Below are 15,825 nucleotides of genomic sequence, written 5' to 3'. Positions count from 1 at the left end.
TCAGCCAAGGCGTTGGGCGCCCCCTCCGGGGTTGCCACCGCTGGCGCGCAGCGATGGCGAGTTGTCGCACTGTTCGACCGCCCAGCGTACGGCGGCAGTCATCGCTTCCCCGAGCTCGCCGCTCAGGTCCGTGATGGTGGCTGAGGTCAGGTCGAGCAGTTCGGTATCCAAGGCAATCTCCGTCCTGTGCGGGCGAGTTGCGTGCGACGGTGGGCTCAGTATCCGAGTATGACCCCAGCGAAGCAGGTCCAACAGCCCGGCGGCGGCGCCTGGAGCCGATTCAGGCTTTCCGCGGTCAACGTGGACCATCAGATCGATCGACGAAATCGCCTCGAAGGGCCGATGACGCCGATCATTTCTCCGGCGGCAGCGGCAGCACCGTTGCCGATGTGAATGTCGTCGAGGAACGGGAGGAGGACGGCGACACGGGCCGGGACACCCCCACAGGCCGCGGGGTCCAGCCGGTCGAGCCACGCCCGATCAGCAAGTTCAGCCTGCCAACTGAAACTGCGAGTCCGGGACGCAACTCCACCTGAGCGAGGGCGCTTGCGGGTGCTCCTGGTACGCGGGTCAGCGGCGGGCGCGATCAGCCTGCGACGCGGACGCCGAACTGGAAGCTGCCGATCGTGCTCATCGACTCGTAGCGCACCGAGGCCCCGGGGTACGGCGCGTGCAGGACCTGGCCGTTGCCGGCGTAGAGGCCGACATGTTCGGTGTTGTTGAAGAAGACCAGGTCACCGGGCTTGAGTGCACTCATGCCGATCCGGCTTCCCTCGTTGACCTGCGTGTACGTGACCCGGGATATCTGGACCCCGGCCTGCCCGTACGCCCACTGGGTGAGGCCCGAGCAGTCGTAGGAGTTGGGGCCCGTACCGCCGCGGAGATACGGCTTGCCGATCTGGGTGGCGGCCGCGCTCAGGGCGGAAGCACCGAACTGGGAGGCGGCCACCTCGTTGCCGAGGTCGACGCGGCCCGCGGAGGAGCGGCTGGCGCGCTCCTCCTCGTCGGCGATGGACTGGCGCTCGGCGGCGGTCAGGGAGTTCAGCAGCTTCTGCGCCTTGCTGAGCTTGCCCTGGATCTCCTTCTTCTTCTTGCCGAGTTCGGTGCGGGTGTCGGCGAGATCCTTGAGCTTCTCCGAGGCCTCGGCGCGCTCCTGGGCGAGGGTGCGCTGCTTCGCCTGGACCTTCTTCAGCGACTCGATCTGCTGCGCGGAGAGGGAGTCGAGTGTGGACGCCTTGTCGAGGTAGTCGTCCGGGTCGGCGGAGAGGAAGAGCTGGACCGAGGGGTCGATGCCGCCGGAGCGGTACTGCTCGCTGGCCATCGCGCCGATGCCTGCGCGCAGTTCATTGAGCTCCTCCTGCTCGCGGGCGACCTTGCCCTGGAGCCGGCCGATCTCCTTCTCCAGCTTCTCCTGCTTCTCCTTGGCCCCGTCGAACTGGTTGGTGGCCCGCTCCGCCTCCTCGTAGAGCTTGTCGACCTTCGCCTTGACCTCGCTCTTCGTGGGCTTGGGGGCCGCATTGGCGGCTTGCGAGGTGAGGGCCACGGCAGCGGCGGCGGTCGCGGTGAGCACGGTCACGCGGGTGCGGCTCGGCTGCTTGGGTCGACGGTGGGACGCCACGGAGGCGAGCTCCTTCTTCTTTCAGCCGCCCACGGAACACGCGATGGGCGACGCCCCTCCACCGTCACTCACCCCATGTGAGTGATCATCCGCGCGGAGGTTCGAAGCCTGACCTTAGTGACCTTCCTGTGACTATTTCAAAGCCTGACGTGAAAAAATCTGCCCGAACCTGCATTCTTTGCACACAACTCACCTGCGGTAATGGCGTTTTGACGCTACGTTGCGCGATGGTCCGGTCTGCCGTACCCCTGGCCGCACTCACCCTTCACCTGGAATTGGGAGCCTGTCCTCGAGCGCAGGCTTCGGCCTCGGCGAGGTAGCGCTCCACGGGGCCGAGGGTGAGCATGCCGCCGGCCGCGCCCGCGTGTTCGGTTCGCGCGGCACGCAACGCAGTCGCTGCGCGCGCCGCGATCCCGGGTTCGTCCAGGACGGCCGCGGCACGCGCGGTGAGGGACCAGAGTGCTTCTTGCATGTGGTCGCCGGGCGGTTCGGGTGCTGCGCGGAGGGCGTCGCGGGCTTCCCCGACCCGGTCCTGTGCCAGCAGCACCAGCGGCGCCGCCCAGGGCAGATACGGCCCCCAGTCGAGGCCGGGGTCGGTGGGCGCTGGGCGGTCGTGCAGCAGCCGGAGGCCGAGCAGGGCGAGCGGGAGCAGGCCGCGGTGGAGCCCAGGCATTCCGGCTGTGGCCAGGTCCTGGTCGGCGGCGCGGTAGGCGGCAGCGGCCGTAGCCGCGGTCGGACCGCCGGGTTCGGCGCTGCGGGCAGCGGTGACACGGGCCCGGAACCACGCGGTGAGGACGGGGACGAGCGGGGATTCGTGGGCGGCGGCGAGCGTCTCCGCCGCCTCGGCGTGCTCGGTTGCCGCGTCGAGTTCACCGAGTGCGGATGCCGCCTGGAGGCGTACGAGGTGGCCCAGGATCTCGAAGGCCGGCAGCTCGTGGCGGCCGGTCAGCGTGAGGAGTTCGGCGCCGATCGCGTCGCGCCGAGCGGCAAGGCCCGTACGGGTGAAGGAGTGCAGGAACACGCCGTTGAGCGCGAAGGCGAGCAGGGCGGGGTCCTTCAGGTCTCGCGCCAGGGCCTCGGCTGCGTGTGCGGCCGCCTGCGCGGATTCGAGGGCGGTGCCGGTGGTGTCGGCGCTGCGGCTCTCGTTGGCGACGGTGGCGAGGAGTCGCGCGCGCAGGGCGGCCGGGCCGTCGGCGCCGATCCGACGGAGGGTGCGTTCGGCCGCTGCGACGACGGCACGCGACTGATCGGGGTCGTCGGCACGGCTCCAGATCGCGGGCACGTCGTAGGCGCCGATGACGCGCGCGGTCAGCATGACGTCTCCCGTGCGTTCAGCGGCGGCGATGGCGGCCAGCCGGTCCCGGCGCGAGCCGACGAGCGCGTCGCCGCCGGCCAGTGCGAGGGTACGAGCCACTTCCACGGTCGTACGTGGGCCCAGCCGGGTCCGCGTGGCGGCCGAACCGGCCGCGTCCTGCTCTCCGGGCTGATCCAGATCGGGCCCCTCGTTGAGGATGTCGGTCTCCAGGCGTCGCATGCGCGGGCTGGGGTCCAGTCCGAGTTGCTCCACGAGCATCGTGCGGGCCCGGCGCAGGGTGTCCAGGGCCTCGGCTCGGCGCCCTGCGCGGTGGAGCGCCCGGGCCAGCAGACCCCAGGCCGGCTCGCGCCAGGGGTGCTCGGCGACGTGTGCGCCCAGTTCGGCGACCAGGCCGGCGGCGTCCCCGGACGCGAGAAAGGTGCCTGTCTGCGGATGGGTGCCCGACACCAGACGGGCATCCGACACCAGACGGGCATCCGACGCCAGAAAGGCATCCGACGCCAGAAAGGCATCCGCCCTCAACTCCACGCTTTGCAAGCGCAGTTCCTCCAGCTGACGGCGTTCCTGCTCGACCCACGCGGAGTCGGGAAGGTCGGCGTAGGCCGGTCCGCGCCACCAGGCGAGCGCCTCGCCGAGGCCCCCCGCCTTGTCGGGAGAGCTGCGGGCTGCGGCGAGGGCGTCCCGGAAGCGGTGGACGTCGACGGCTCGGCGTGGCAGCCGCAGCAGATACCCGGTGCCCGAGGTGACCAGCACCCGTGGCGGTGTGCGCGGCGGCCGGTCCGGTTCGATGGCCCGGCGCAGCGCGGCGACGAAGGTGCGCAGTGCGCCGACGGCGCCGGCCGGAGGTTCGTCCCACAGGTCGTCGATCAGGGTGTCGGTGGTGACCATGCGGCCCTGGGCGGCGACGAGGCGGCCCAGGACCTCCCGGTGGCGTGGTCCGCCGAGGTTGATCGGCCGGCCGTCGTCGTGCCATGCCTGCACCGCGCCGAGCACATCGATCCGCATGCTGCTTGCTCATCCCTTCCGAACGACGCCCTTCCGGGTCATTTCACAGGCTCTCAGCGGGCCAGCAGGTCCCGGATGGCCTCGGCGACCTCGTCGGGTGCTTCCTCGGCCATGAAGTGACCCGCTCGGGTCAGACGGTGGTCCAGGTCAGGGGCCCATGCCCGCCACACTTGTGCAGCGTCGTAGCCGAGCTGTGAGCCCCAGTCCTGCTGTATCACGGTGACAGGCATCGCGAACCGCGAGCCCGCGTCGAAGTCCGCCTGGTCATGGGTCACATCGATACCGGCCGAAGCACGGTAGTCCGCGACGATCGAGTCCACCGCACCGCCGCTCGCCCGCAGGTACTCGGCACGCACCGCCTCCGGGATCGCCGCCGGGTCCTTCGCCCACGCGTCGAGGAACGAGCCGAAGAACGCGTCCGCGCTGTTGGAGATCATCGTCTCCGGCAGGCCCGCAGGCTGCGCCATGAGGAACAGGTGGTAGCCGACCGCCGCGGAGCGGCCCCGCAGCACGTTCCACATGTCCAGTGTCGGTACGACGTCCAGGATCCCCAGGTGCGTGAGGGTCTCGGGGTGGTCGAGGCCCGCCCGGAAGGCGACGAGCGCGCCACGGTCGTGGCCGACCAGCGCGAACTGCTCGTGGCCGAGCCGTGCGGCGACCGAGACGATGTCGGCGGCCATGGTGCGCTTGGAGTAGACGTGCTCATCGATGGCCTGCGGCTTGTCACTCGCACCGTATCCCCGCAGGTCGGGGAGGATCACCGTGTGCTCGGCGACCAGTTGCCGCACGACATGCCGCCACATCAGGTGGGTCTGCGGAAAGCCGTGCAACAGCACGACGGGGCTGCCGCTGCCTCCGACCGCGACGTTCAGTTCGACGCCGTCCGCGCCCGGCAGCCGGGTGTACTCGAAGCCAGGGACATCGAGTGTCATGACAGGTACCTCTTGTTCTTGCTTGCCTCTGCGGTCAGTCCGGTGACTGACGAGAACCACGGTGCGGGACACGAATGAGCAGCGAATCAGCAGCGCGCGATCATTCGGCGTGGGAGCGCAGATGACGTAGCCCGGCGATCTGGATGTCCAGGGCGAATGCGAAGTGGGCGTCGAAGTCCGTGCTGGTGAGCACGGGCATGGCAGCCGTGAGGTGCGGGTACGGGCCGGCCAGTACCGCGTTCCGCAGACGGTCCGCATCCACTGGTGAGCCGCCCTCGGACGGTGCGGAGGCAGCCTGTTCCTCGAGTGTGTGGCCGAGGGTGAAGTTGACCAAGGTCATACATGTGCGGGCGGCGTCTTCGTCCGTGAAACCTGCCTCACGGAGCACACCGAGGACGGATTCGGCGAAACCCAGCGTGTGAGGGCCTACCGAGTGGGTGCCGCCGAAGACCCGGGCTCCGTCACGGCGGGCCAGGAGCGCCCGGCGCATCGCCCGGGCGAGCGCGCGCAGATGTCCCGCCCAGTCGGCCGGCGCCCCGGGTGGGGTGCGGATGTCACCGAGCATGCGTTCAGCCATGGCCGTGAGCAGATCCTGCTTGGTCGTGAAGTGGCGGTAGAGCGCCCCGGCCTGGACGCCCAGCCTGTCGGCCAGTCGGCGCATCGTGAGCGCGTCGAGGCCGAGTTCGTCCAACAGCTCCAGGGCGGTGTCGACGGTTCCGGCGCGGTCCAGGCGTGCGGGGCGGCCTCGGCCCGGCGTTGACGAAGAGGTCATGGCTCTGACTATAGTGAACAGCGTTCACGTGAACGCTGTTCACTAATTAGCCCGCTCGCCAGACAAGGGACACAGCTATGGACACAGCCAGGGACACAGTCACGGACGAAGTCACGGACACAGGCACCTACGAAGTCGCCGACGAGGTCACAGAACCGGATGTGATCGTCGTCGGCGCCGGGCCGACCGGCCTGATGCTCGGGTGTGAACTCGCCCTGGCCGGTGTCCAGGTGCGCATCGTGGAGCGCCGCGCGGAGGCCACGCAGAACTCCCGGGCCCTGACGCTGCATCCACGCAGCCTGGAGCTGATGGACATGCGGGGTCTCGCGTCGCGTTTCCTGTCGTCGGGCAGGACCGTGCCGGGCTGGCACTACGCCAATCTGCCCACCCGCCTCGACTTCAGTGCGCTGGACAGCCGGCACGGCCACACGCTGTTCCTGGCTCAGGCGCGTACAGAAGCCCTACTCGAAGAACGGGCTCGCGAACTGGGTGTGCGGATCGACCGCGGGCACGAGGTCCTGGGGCTCACGCAGGACGACACGGGCGTTTCGGTCGACCTCCGCGACAGCGACGGGCAGGCCGTCACATGCCGGGCGCGGTACGTCGTCGGATGCGACGGTGGCCGCAGCGTCGTGCGCCAGGCAGCCACCATCGGATTCTCCGGGACCGACGAGACGCTCACCGGCGTGCTCGGCGACTTCGCGGTGACCGACGCCTCGCCCGAGGTTCTCGACGCGGCGAGGGCGAACGGCGTCCTGGCCGTGCCGTTGGAGGCCGGACTCACCCGCTTCGTCTACATCGATCCGGAGCGCATGCGAACCCCTGCTGCCGAGCCCGTGACACTGGAGGAGTTCCGGTCCTCCCTGAGCCGCATCTGTGGTCACGACTGCGGCGTAGCCGAACCGCGGTGGCTCTCACGCTTCGGCAACACGACCCGCCTGGCCGACCGTTACCGCAGCGGGCGCGTCCTGGTGGCCGGAGACGCCGCCCACATCCATTTCCCGGCAGCCGGGCAAGGGCTGAACACCGGACTGCAGGACGCCATGAATCTCGGCTGGAAGCTCGCCGCCGTGGTCAACGGCTGGGCCCCCGCCGGCCTGCTGGACAGCTACGAAGACGAACGACGTCCCGTCGGTCAGGCGGTCACCCAGGACACCGAGGTGCAGTTGCTCCTCGCCGAACTCGCTCTCGTCCCCCAGTACCAGCGTCCTGGGACGGCTTTGCGCACCCTGTTCGACGAGTTGCTCGGCATCCAGGAAGTCAACCGGCTTCTCGCCGGCCGTGTCTCCGCGCTGAGCACGGCGTACGCCTCCCCGTTGGAAGGCACACACCCCTTGGTGGGCCGACGGATGCCGGACATCGGACTGAGCACAGCGGACGCGGAGAACACCCGCGTATACGAACTCCTCGCCGCCGGACACTTCGTTCTGATCGACCTGGTGGGGCACAACCTTGCGGGGCACAACGGCGAGCGAGCGCAGTCGACGCAGCCGGTCGAGGGCTGGGCCGCACGCCTCACCGTCGCGAACGCCGCGAACCCTGCGGCACACGAGGACCGCGATGAACTGCGCGGAGTGTCGGAGATCCTGGTGCGCCCCGACGGCCATATCGCGTGGGCCACGCAGGCCGTCGACGCGGACGTCCGCCGGGCCGAGCGCGTCCAGGCCCTGACCGCTTGGGCCGGACGTCCCACGGAAGTCACACCCGTGTGAGTACCGGGTCGACATGCGATGCCGCTCATGCGGGGCGGGTCGGTGCGAACAGTGCCTGGACGGTTTCGGCGGCCAGGTCGCGCAGCCAGCTGTGGGCGCGGTCGTCGTCATAGCGCTGGTGCCACAGCAGATACAACGAGACCTCGGGCAACGGGAGCGGCAACGCCAGCGTGACAAGGCCGAGCCGGTCCCGGGCCGCGCGGGTGACCGCGTCGGGGAGGGTGACCACCAGGTCGGTCTTCAGGGCGAGTTGGAGCGCGAAGGCGGCGGTGGGCCCGGCGGCGACGACGCGTCGTTCGAGACCGCGCGTGGTCAGGGCGTCGTCGATCGGGTCGCGCAGATTTCCCCGACGCGAAATGGTGAGGTGCTCGGCGGCCGCGTAACGCTCCGGGCTCAGCCGGCCCTCGACGAGCGGGTGTCCCGGGCGGACGGCGACGACCAGCCTGTCACTGCCGACGAGGCGATGGCGGATGTCGGGGAGCGTCGGCCGACTGGAGCTGGATTCCAGATCGACCTCGCCTCGGCGCAACTCGGCGTCGTCCGCGCCGGGTTCGGCGGACAGGCGCAGTCGCACGCCGGGCGCCTGTCGGTGGACGGCCGTGGTCAGGGCGGTGCCGCAGGCCGCGGTCAGGGCGTCGTGCCAGCGCACGGTGAACACCCGGTCCAGCGCCGACAGGTCGAGTTCCTGCTGCGCGGACAGAAGGTGGTGGGCCTGCTGCACGAGCGCGTGGACCTCGGCGCGCATGGCCAGGGCGCGGCTGGTGGGGACCATGCTGCGGCCTGTGCGGACCAGGATCTGGTCACCGGTCGCCTTGCGGATGCGGCCGAGGGAGCGGCTCATCGCCGGTGCGGTCACGTGGAGGCGGGCTGCGGCACCGGCGACGCTGCCCTCTTCCAGTAGCGCGTCGAGAGCGGTGAGCAGGTTCAGATCCAGTTGCATGGGAGTAACTCTACAAGTGACAAGCATGCACTTGTTGTTAATCATGGCGCGGCCTACCTTCGAGGTGCGGGGCAGGACAACCGCTCCGCTTCGACCACACCCAGGGATTCCGCCATGAGCACAGCCATGCCTTTCGACACCGACGCGGCGCTCTTGACCGAGGTGACGGCCGCGGTACGGACCGCCGGTCGTACGCTGCGCGACCGCTATACCTCGCACGCCCGCGGCGTGACTCTGGACGAGATCGTCCATGAGATCCACGCCAACGACGACGCCGTACTGGACGTGCTGCGGGAACCGTTGCTGCAAGCCCGTAGAGGATCGCGGTGGGCCGAGGACGAACTGGCCGGTGGCGCGCTCCCGCCCGGGGAGTGGTGGGTCGTCGACCCCGCCGAGGGCAACATCAACCACGTCCACGGCATGGATGACTGGGCCGTCACCGCCACTCTGGTCCGCGACAACCAGCCGGTACTCACCGTCGTGCACCTGCCTCTGACCGGCGACACGTACACGGCCGTCGCCGGCGGCGGTGCCCGGCTCAACGGCCGGACCCTGAAGGTGTCGGCCAAGACCGACCTGGGCGCCGCGCTCATCGGCACCGGTCAGGCCAGGCCCGGCGAGGACGAGCACACCTTCCGGCGGATCGGTGACTCGGTCACCGCCATGCTCGTCAACGGCCTGGTCGTGCGGGTTTCCGTGCCCGCCACGATGCAGCTCATCCACGTCGCCGCCGGACGCATGGACGCGTTCTGGCAGTTCTCCGACGTCCGCTCCGGCCTGGTCGCCGGCGCCCTGCTGGTCTCCGAGGCCGGCGGCACCGTCACCGATCTGGCGGGCGAACCCTGGCACACGGGCAGCCGTGACTTCCTGGCCTCCGCCCCGGGCATCCACGCCACCGCCCGCAAGATCCTGTCACCCAGCGCCTGACCGGACGCCCTCGCTCTTCCCACCCGATACCACTAGGAGCATCACCTCATGACCACCATCGGCATCCTGGGCGCCGGCCGCGTCGGAACCAACCTGGCCGGCAAGCTCGCCGCCGCCGGACACCACGTCACCCTCGGCACCCGGAGCCCGGAGACCACGGCCGCGCTCACCGACCCGCGGATCGCCCTCGCCGACCAGCGCAGCACCGCCCGCACCACGGACATCGTGATCAACGCGACGCCCGGCGGCAGTTCCCTGGAGCGGCTCACCGGCCTGCGCGCCGAGCTCTCCGGAAAGATCCTCATCGATGTCTCCAACGCCACCCGCGACGGCGACGACGGTCTCCCCGGCGACCTGTGCCACCCCGGCAGCAGCCTCGCCGAGAAGCTCCAGGCCGCGCTCCCCGACACCCGGGTGGTCAAGACGCTCAACACCATGCTGTTCATGGTCATGACCGCTCCCGAAACCCTGGCCACCCCGCCGACCGTCTATGTCTCGGGCGACGACGAGCACGCGAAGAAGACCGTCACCGGCCTGCTCGGCGACCTGGGCTGGCAGCCCGCCTGGATCGAGGACCTCGGCGGCATCGGCACAGCCCGCGCCACCGAGGCCATGATCCTGGTCGTGCCCCATATCCTGCGCCGGCACGGCTTCCGGCCCTTCGCCGTCTCTCTCGCCCGCTGACCCCGGCACGCACCCGGACGCGGAACGGGCCATGTTGTCGCAGCACTGTGCCCCGAAGCCTTGAAGCTTCGGGGCACAGCGGCCACTCGAGCCGACGGCCGGAGTGTGGGCACAACAGGTCAGCCAGGACAGAACCCGGCGGGAACGCACCGCAGGGTTGGTGGAGGCGGCCAGAACTCCACACACCACGAGCCTGCCCTCACACCTCGTTCGCCGCATTCTCAGCACTTCCCAGGAGTCACCCCGAACCGGTCCCGGGTCGTTCGGTCGCCTCGGCAGCAGACCCGACGGTGAAACGGAACGGCAATCGCGTCCGCCGCCCGGTGAGGTCGAAGACGAGCCGCAGGAGGTGGACCGTGTCGGGGGCGCCCGCGTGGTCGGTGGTGTGCACCGTTTCGATGTGCGGGACGCAGCCGTCCGGCAGGTCGAGGCGGACCCGGGCCACGGCCCCCGTCCATACCGCCCCGTCCGCGCCGAGCTCGGGACGCAGCCGGCTGACGAACACCTCGTCCAGCGGCATCGGCCGTTGCGTCTCGACCTCGTCGACGAGCAGCAGTTCCCCGGCGTCGCGGCGCCAGGAGAAGGTACGGAGAAGCGCTGTCAGACCCGGCACCTCATAAGCGCCGGCGATGTCGACGGTCAGGTCCGCGCCGTGTGCGTGCAGTTGCCGGTCCACTACCCGGGCCTCGCGGGCGGCGCCCGCGGACTGTTCACGCGCGTCGACGCGGGGCACGGAGTGCGCGCGCGAGGAGGCGTGCAGGAACTCGTAGCGGGTGTCGTCGTCGAAGTACCCCTTGCGGTATTCGCCGGCGCCCAGGTCGGCGAGCAGCACCTCGCCCTGTGCTGCCAGGACGAACTGGCCGAGGTCGTTGTGGTTGTGCGGCTCGGCGTTGTTTCCGCCCTTGGCCGCGAAGGCCACCCCTTCTCCCCGGTCGACCAGCCAGGCGAGGTCGGGGAGATAGGTCGATGTGGGCTCGGAGTCGGGACCCTGGGGCGGGGCACCCCATCGCAGGGTCCGGGAGAGGTCGGCCCAGTCCCGAGCGAGGGCCGTCCCGTCGTCCGTGGCCTCGACCGCCTCGGCCGGGACCCGCACCCCGAGCCTGCGCGCGAGCCGACCGGCGAGCCCGGCGGGCACACGCGGGCGTTCCTCCGCGTCCGAGAAGGCGGGGAACAGCCCGCCGCCCAGGTGCACGGCCTCGGGGAACCGGGCGATGGCCGACGCCTTCGGGTGCGCGAGCAGGTCCTCTCCGGTGAACTCCCGCAGGCCCTCGGCGAAGTAGACGAAGTGCGCGAAACCGAACACCCAGTAGCCCACTCCCTCCGCGCAGCCCCCGTCGTCCCCGAAGCCGCTGAGGTAGGTGAGCTGGGCGCGCCGGCACCGGTCGAGGACCCGGGTGAGGCGCGGTCCGGGATCCCACAGCGCCAGCGCCGCGAGCCCGGCACAACCGCCGCACACGGCCGCCCAGTTGTGGGCCCAGTCCTCCCACAGAAGCGGCCGGTCGTCGTCGGCCAGGAGGGACAGCACCCGGTGGTCCACCTGGTCGGGTACGCGGGCGACGACCCGGGGATCGAGCCGGTCGCCGCAGACCTGAACGGTCTCCGCGAGCAGCTGCGCGGTGAGCGCGGCGAACAGGTCCAGGCACTGGTCCATACCCCGGTCCAGGCGCGTCGCGTGCATCTCGTGGGCGGGCAACGCCCATGTGTACTCGTCGCATACGGACCACAACGCGTCGCTGAGGGCGTCCAGTTGGGCGCCGGAGTCGATCAGCGCTTCGGCGGCGAGGGCGGTCACATGAGCGCGTCGCCGGAAGTACAGCCCTTCGTACGCCAGGCGGTCGCCGTCGTCGTCGAAGCGGCGGTACGCGGAGAACGGCAGGTCCGGCATGCGCGTCCCGCGCGCGATGCGCGCCTCCGCCCGGATCCGGGTCTGCAGCCCGCTCAGCCGGTCAGCGTCCAACGGTTGTTGCGTCCAGGCCCCTGCCCGGCCTGAAGATGCCGCTGCCATCGCGCCTCCCCTCTTCTCCTTCTCGTACGTCTTCTGCGCCGGGGTCGCCGGCCATGACCCGGCAATTGCGCCACACCACGAACAGCACGCATCCGGGCAGCACCGCGAGCGCCAGCAGCGGCGCCTGGCTGACGAGCAGCAGGACAACGATCCCCAGCATGAGGTTCATCAGGGCCAGCAGCCCGTGCCGGACCACCGCGTACGGCGCCAGCAGGAACAGCCGTCGCCCCACCGCCCCTCCCCCGGCCACATGCGCGAGCGCGACCGGCCAGGCGAGGGCGGCCACCAGCGCGACCACCACGGCCATCGGCACGACTGCCATGCCCAGCGCGCCGGTTCGCAGCGCCATGACATCGACGACAGCCGCGATCACGAGCAGCACGAAAGGCGCCGAGACCAGCACCGCTCGCCGGAACAGTCGCCGGTAGGCCCGGGCGAAGAGGCGTACCGGGGCCTGCTCCTCCCCCGTCGTCGCACCGAGATACGCGAACGCGGCGGCCAGGGACGGGCCCGGCAGCGTCAGCAGCAGGACCCCGAAGAACAGTGGGTGCCGCCATGGCTGTGGCGTCACGTACAACGCGGCCAGCAGGGGCAGATTCGTCGCGGCGACTCCGAGGTTGACGACCAGGACACGGTGGACGTGTGCCCAGATCAACTCCCATGAGCCGTAAGCGACGTTCAGCCGCGGACGCCGCACCGCCCGCGTCGCCCGCACCGCCTCGTTCGTCTGCATCCCTCAGCCCTTCACGCCGGTCGTCGCGATGCCGCGTACGAAGTAGCGCTGGCCGAGCAGGAACACCGCCAGGACCGGCACCACGGAGAGCACCGAGCCGGTCATGATCATCGCCGACTCGGCGTCGTACTGCCCGATGAAGGCGCGAAGCCCCAACTGCACCGTCCACAGGCGGTTGTCGGTGAGGTAGATGAACGGGCCCATGTAGTCGTTCCAGGTGTTCACGAACGTCAGCAGCGCGAGGCTCGCGAGGGCCGGCTTGGACAGCGGGAGGACGATGCGCGCCCAGATGCCGTACTCGGTCAGGCCGTCGAGGCGGGCCGCCTCGCTGATCTCGTCCGGGATCGTCAGATAGAACTGCCGCATCAGAAAGACGCCGAACGCGCCGAACGCCTGGAGCAGGATCAGCGACGTGTAGGAGTTCACCAGGCCGAGCTTCTGCATGATCACGTACTGCGGCACCATGTACGCCTGCCACGGCACCGCGATCGTCGCGATGTACCCGGTGAAGAGCAGGTCCCGGCCCGGGAAGCGCATCTTGGCGAAGCCGTACGCGGCGAAGCTGCCGGTGAGCACCTGCAGGAAGGTGATCACGATGCTCAGGAAGAACGAGTTGCCGAGGTAGGCGGCGAACGGCACCCGCGTCCAGATGTCGGTGAAGTTGGACCACTTGAACGTCTCGGGGATCCACTGGATCGGCACCGTGAACACATCACGGTCGTCCTTGACCGAGGAGATCAGCATCCAGAAGAACGGCAGGAGGACCGCGAGCGCCACCGCGGCGAGCAGCACGTACAGGGCGATCTGCCCGGTCACCGCCACCGCGCCGCCACCGCGGGTGCCGGACTCCTCAGGCGAGCCGGCAGGAGGCGTGTCCGTGGGCGCGTCGCTGTCCTTGCGCAGCGCAGGGGTGTTCACCGTGGTGTTCATCGCTCACTCCTACGCTGCATCTGGAACTGGATCACCGTGATCACCAGGCAGATCAGGAAGAGCGCGAGGGAGACCGCCGAGGCGTAGCCGAAGCGGCCCTGCGTGATGCCCTCGCGGAAGATCAGCTGGGACAGGACGAGGGTGGAGCGGCCGGGTCCGCCCTCGGTCATGACCTGCACCAGGTCGAAGACCTTGAAGCTGGAGACGGTGATCATGACGGTGACGAAGAACGTCGTGGGACGAAGGCCCGGGAGGGTGACGTGCCAGAACCGCTGCCAGGGGCCCGCGCCGTCCATCCGGGCCGCCTCGTACAGCTCGGCCGGGACGGTCTGCAACCCGGCCAGGAACAGCACCATGTAGTAGCCCATGTCCCGCCACACGCTCGCGATGATGAGCGCGGGCATCGCCCAGTCCTGTGAGCTGGTCCAGCCCGGCGGGTTGTCGACGCCGAGGAACGTCAGGAACTGGTTGACCGGGCCCGACTCCGGGCTCAGCAACATGTTCCACACCACCGCGACGGCGACGAGCGAGGTGATGTACGGGAAGAAGAAGGCGGTCCGCAGGACGCGCACCCCGCGCAGCTTCTGGTTGAGCAGCACGGCGAGGCCGAGCGCGACCACCAGGGTCAGCGGGATGTGTCCGGCCGCGTAGTAGAAGGTGTTCTGCAGCGCGGCCCAGAAGTTGGAGTCGTTCCACAGGCGCTCGAAGTTTTCCAGGCCCACCCACTTCGGGGTGGAGTAGGAGTCCCAGTCGGTGAACGAGATCGCGAGCGCGCCGATGACCGGTACCAGGGTCAGGGCGGCGAACCCGAGGAAGTTCGGCAGGATGAACGACCAGCCGATGAGGGTGGTGCGCCGCCGCCGGCGCTTCGCTGCGGCGCGGTGGGCCGCGGAGTCGCCGGCGGGCGCGTGCTTGGTGGCCGGGGGTGCGACGACACTCACTGGACTTCGTCCTTCACACGGTCGTCCATCTCCTTGATGCCCTCGTCGACGGACTTCTCCCCGCTCATGATCATCTCGTGCTCCTCCTTGAGGATCTGATCGATGTCGGAGGTCCTTTCGCTGACCGGCATCTCCAGTTCCACCGTGCTCGGCTGCATCGCCTTGCGCGACAGCGCGTCGCTCGGCATGCCGTCGACGGAGAAGAAGGTCTCGAGGATCTTGTCGCTGGTGTACGCGGGCGTGACACCGATCTTTGCGACGGCGGCGGCGCCCTCCGGGCCCGAGGCCCAGGTGACGAACTTCTTGGCGGCGTCCGCGTTGCGGGCCTTCTTGTTGACGGCGAAGGCGGTCGGGGAACCGAAGGTGACGGTCTTGCCGTCGTTCTTGACCTGCGGCATCGGCGCCATGCCCCAGTTGATGTCGTTCTTGCCCTGTGCCTTCTCGGCGAGCAGCGCGGCCGCCCACCAGGAGCCCATCGGGACCATGGCGGCCTTGCCGGTGGTCAGCTGCGAGTCGTAGGTGATCTGGTTGCTGGAGGCGGTGGAGAACGGCAGGGTCGCCTTCGCCTTCTGCAGGCCGAGCGCCATCTCGTACTGGTCCTTGAAGTAGGCGTAGTCGCCGCCGAGCTGGTCCCTGCCGGTCTGCGCGGAGGAGATCGCCTGGACGACGGAGCGCCAGATGTGGTGGTAGGCGCCGTAGACCTTGTCCGAACCCGACCCCTTGGTGAACTGCCGCGCGAGCTTCGCGTAGTCGTCCCAGGTCAGCTTGGACAGGTCGGCCTTGCCGGTCATGGCCTTGTTGTAGAAGAGGACCCAGAAGTCCGAGCGGTACGGCAGCGCGTAGTACTTGCCCTTGAGGTCGTAGTCGTCGAGACCGGAGTACGACGCCTTGTCGAGCTTGGTCGCCTCGTCGGTCAGCGGCAGCAGCTGGCCGCGGTTGGCGTAGCGGGCGTAGTCGGTGACGTTCTTCATGGTGAGGACGTCGGTGGTGTCACCGCCCGCCAGCATCGTGGTGACCTTGTCCGGGTAGTTGTCGGCGAGGATGTCGACCGGCTGGACGTCGATGTCGGGGTTCTCGGCCTCGAAGCCGTCGATCAGGGCCTTGAACTCGGGCGTGGTCTTGTAGTTCCACAGCGCGACCTTCACGACGGTCTTGCCGTCGGACGACGACGAGCTGTCGACTCCGCTGGCATCGCAGGCGGTGGCGGTCAGCGTCGCGGCGACGACCAGCGGTGCCAGGCGGGCGAGATTCTTGGGCAACTTCATTGCGGCGGCTCTCCTTTGAGCTCGGGGACGGGGTTCTGGCGAAGTC

Annotated in this window: 15 protein-coding genes; 4 read left to right on the top strand and 11 right to left on the bottom strand. The window is 69.6% G+C overall.

Annotated elements, in window-relative coordinates:
• Complete coding sequence (locus ABD366_RS26605; RefSeq protein WP_324765808.1) at positions 1-171, bottom strand: hypothetical protein; 171 nt, start codon at positions 169-171, stop codon at positions 1-3.
• Positions 172-228: 57 nt separating this feature from the next.
• On the opposite strand from ABD366_RS26605, the gene ABD366_RS26600 reads away from it, so the two are divergent.
• Entirely contained in the window at positions 229-393 is a 165-nt protein-coding gene (locus ABD366_RS26600) for a hypothetical protein (protein ID WP_324765809.1), read from the top strand.
• Between the two features lie 193 nt (positions 394-586).
• On the opposite strand, the gene ABD366_RS26595 is transcribed toward ABD366_RS26600, so the two are convergent.
• The 4 genes from ABD366_RS26595 to ABD366_RS26580 all read right to left on the bottom strand — a co-directional run bounded on the left by ABD366_RS26595 (position 587) and on the right by ABD366_RS26580 (position 5,642).
• Positions 587-1,618 carry a C40 family peptidase gene (locus tag ABD366_RS26595; RefSeq protein ID WP_324765810.1) on the bottom strand — a complete coding sequence of 344 codons (1,032 nt, stop codon included), beginning with the start codon at positions 1,616-1,618 and terminating at the stop codon, positions 587-589.
• A 265-nt stretch (positions 1,619-1,883) separates the two neighbouring features.
• Positions 1,884-3,938: an AfsR/SARP family transcriptional regulator gene (locus ABD366_RS26590; protein ID WP_324765811.1), complete on the bottom strand. Its 2,055-nt coding sequence runs from the start codon at positions 3,936-3,938 to the stop codon at positions 1,884-1,886.
• 53 nt (positions 3,939-3,991) lie between these two features.
• On the bottom strand, positions 3,992-4,870 hold the full coding sequence (locus ABD366_RS26585) for an alpha/beta fold hydrolase (protein WP_324765812.1): 879 nt from the start codon (positions 4,868-4,870) through the stop codon (positions 3,992-3,994).
• A gap of 100 nt (positions 4,871-4,970) precedes the next feature.
• A complete protein-coding gene (locus ABD366_RS26580; RefSeq protein ID WP_324765813.1) occupies positions 4,971-5,642 on the bottom strand; it encodes a TetR/AcrR family transcriptional regulator in 672 nt (223 codons plus the stop codon).
• 77 nt (positions 5,643-5,719) lie between these two features.
• Between ABD366_RS26580 and ABD366_RS26575 the strand changes: the two genes are divergently transcribed.
• Positions 5,720-7,354 carry a monooxygenase gene (locus ABD366_RS26575; RefSeq protein WP_324765814.1) on the top strand — a complete coding sequence of 545 codons (1,635 nt, stop codon included), beginning with the start codon at positions 5,720-5,722 and terminating at the stop codon, positions 7,352-7,354.
• A 25-nt stretch (positions 7,355-7,379) separates the two neighbouring features.
• Here the strand turns inward: ABD366_RS26575 and ABD366_RS26570 are convergent, their stop codons facing one another.
• A complete protein-coding gene (locus ABD366_RS26570) occupies positions 7,380-8,294 on the bottom strand; it encodes a LysR family transcriptional regulator (protein ID WP_324765815.1) in 915 nt (304 codons plus the stop codon).
• A gap of 114 nt (positions 8,295-8,408) precedes the next feature.
• On the opposite strand from ABD366_RS26570, the gene ABD366_RS26565 reads away from it, so the two are divergent.
• Together ABD366_RS26565 and ABD366_RS26560 are read left to right on the top strand one after the other, a co-directional pair.
• Positions 8,409-9,221 (top strand): inositol monophosphatase family protein, encoded by an 813-nt coding sequence (locus tag ABD366_RS26565; RefSeq protein ID WP_324765816.1) that lies wholly within the window; start codon positions 8,409-8,411, stop codon positions 9,219-9,221.
• Between the two features lie 48 nt (positions 9,222-9,269).
• A complete protein-coding gene (locus ABD366_RS26560; RefSeq protein ID WP_324765817.1) occupies positions 9,270-9,905 on the top strand; it encodes an NADPH-dependent F420 reductase in 636 nt (211 codons plus the stop codon).
• Positions 9,906-10,143: 238 nt separating this feature from the next.
• Here ABD366_RS26560 and ABD366_RS26555 read toward each other — a convergent pair whose 3' ends face one another.
• From ABD366_RS26555 to ABD366_RS26535, 5 genes are read right to left on the bottom strand one after another with little or no spacing between them, the layout of a single operon-like run.
• Positions 10,144-11,862 carry a heparinase II/III domain-containing protein gene (locus tag ABD366_RS26555; protein WP_324765818.1) on the bottom strand — a complete coding sequence of 573 codons (1,719 nt, stop codon included), beginning with the start codon at positions 11,860-11,862 and terminating at the stop codon, positions 10,144-10,146.
• On the bottom strand, positions 11,852-12,643 hold the full coding sequence (locus ABD366_RS26550; protein ID WP_324765819.1) for a hypothetical protein: 792 nt from the start codon (positions 12,641-12,643) through the stop codon (positions 11,852-11,854). Before ABD366_RS26550 ends, ABD366_RS26555 begins: the two co-directional genes overlap by 11 nt.
• A gap of 3 nt (positions 12,644-12,646) precedes the next feature.
• Entirely contained in the window at positions 12,647-13,573 is a 927-nt protein-coding gene (locus ABD366_RS26545; RefSeq protein ID WP_324765820.1) for a carbohydrate ABC transporter permease, read from the bottom strand.
• Entirely contained in the window at positions 13,570-14,514 is a 945-nt protein-coding gene (locus ABD366_RS26540; protein WP_324765821.1) for a carbohydrate ABC transporter permease, read from the bottom strand. Before ABD366_RS26540 ends, ABD366_RS26545 begins: the two co-directional genes overlap by 4 nt.
• Positions 14,511-15,779 carry an ABC transporter substrate-binding protein gene (locus ABD366_RS26535; RefSeq protein ID WP_324765822.1) on the bottom strand — a complete coding sequence of 423 codons (1,269 nt, stop codon included), beginning with the start codon at positions 15,777-15,779 and terminating at the stop codon, positions 14,511-14,513. Before ABD366_RS26535 ends, ABD366_RS26540 begins: the two co-directional genes overlap by 4 nt.
• Positions 15,780-15,825 lie beyond the last annotated feature (46 nt).

The sequence above is a fragment of the Streptomyces kunmingensis genome (genome assembly GCF_039533535.1).
Taxonomy (GTDB): Bacteria; Actinomycetota; Actinomycetes; order Streptomycetales; family Streptomycetaceae; genus Streptomyces; species Streptomyces kunmingensis.
This window is presented reverse-complemented; position numbering and strand designations above follow the sequence as displayed.

Bases quoted from the DNA above. Each gene is read 5' to 3' on its own strand.
- ABD366_RS26575 (WP_324765814.1), top strand. From the start codon at position 5,720: ATGGACACAGCCAGGGACACAGTCACGGACGAAGTCACGGACACAGGC.
- ABD366_RS26585 (WP_324765812.1), bottom strand. From the start codon at position 4,870: ATGACACTCGATGTCCCTGGCTTCGAGTACACCCGGCTGCCGGGCGCG.
- ABD366_RS26545 (WP_324765820.1), bottom strand. From the start codon at position 13,573: ATGAACACCACGGTGAACACCCCTGCGCTGCGCAAGGACAGCGACGCG.
- ABD366_RS26570 (WP_324765815.1), bottom strand. From the start codon at position 8,294: ATGCAACTGGATCTGAACCTGCTCACCGCTCTCGACGCGCTACTGGAA.
- ABD366_RS26535 (WP_324765822.1), bottom strand. From the start codon at position 15,779: ATGAAGTTGCCCAAGAATCTCGCCCGCCTGGCACCGCTGGTCGTCGCC.
- ABD366_RS26590 (WP_324765811.1), bottom strand. From the start codon at position 3,938: ATGCGGATCGATGTGCTCGGCGCGGTGCAGGCATGGCACGACGACGGC.
- ABD366_RS26560 (WP_324765817.1), top strand. From the start codon at position 9,270: ATGACCACCATCGGCATCCTGGGCGCCGGCCGCGTCGGAACCAACCTG.
- ABD366_RS26550 (WP_324765819.1), bottom strand. From the start codon at position 12,643: ATGCAGACGAACGAGGCGGTGCGGGCGACGCGGGCGGTGCGGCGTCCG.
- ABD366_RS26565 (WP_324765816.1), top strand. From the start codon at position 8,409: ATGAGCACAGCCATGCCTTTCGACACCGACGCGGCGCTCTTGACCGAG.
- ABD366_RS26580 (WP_324765813.1), bottom strand. From the start codon at position 5,642: ATGACCTCTTCGTCAACGCCGGGCCGAGGCCGCCCCGCACGCCTGGAC.
- ABD366_RS26600 (WP_324765809.1), top strand. From the start codon at position 229: ATGACCCCAGCGAAGCAGGTCCAACAGCCCGGCGGCGGCGCCTGGAGC.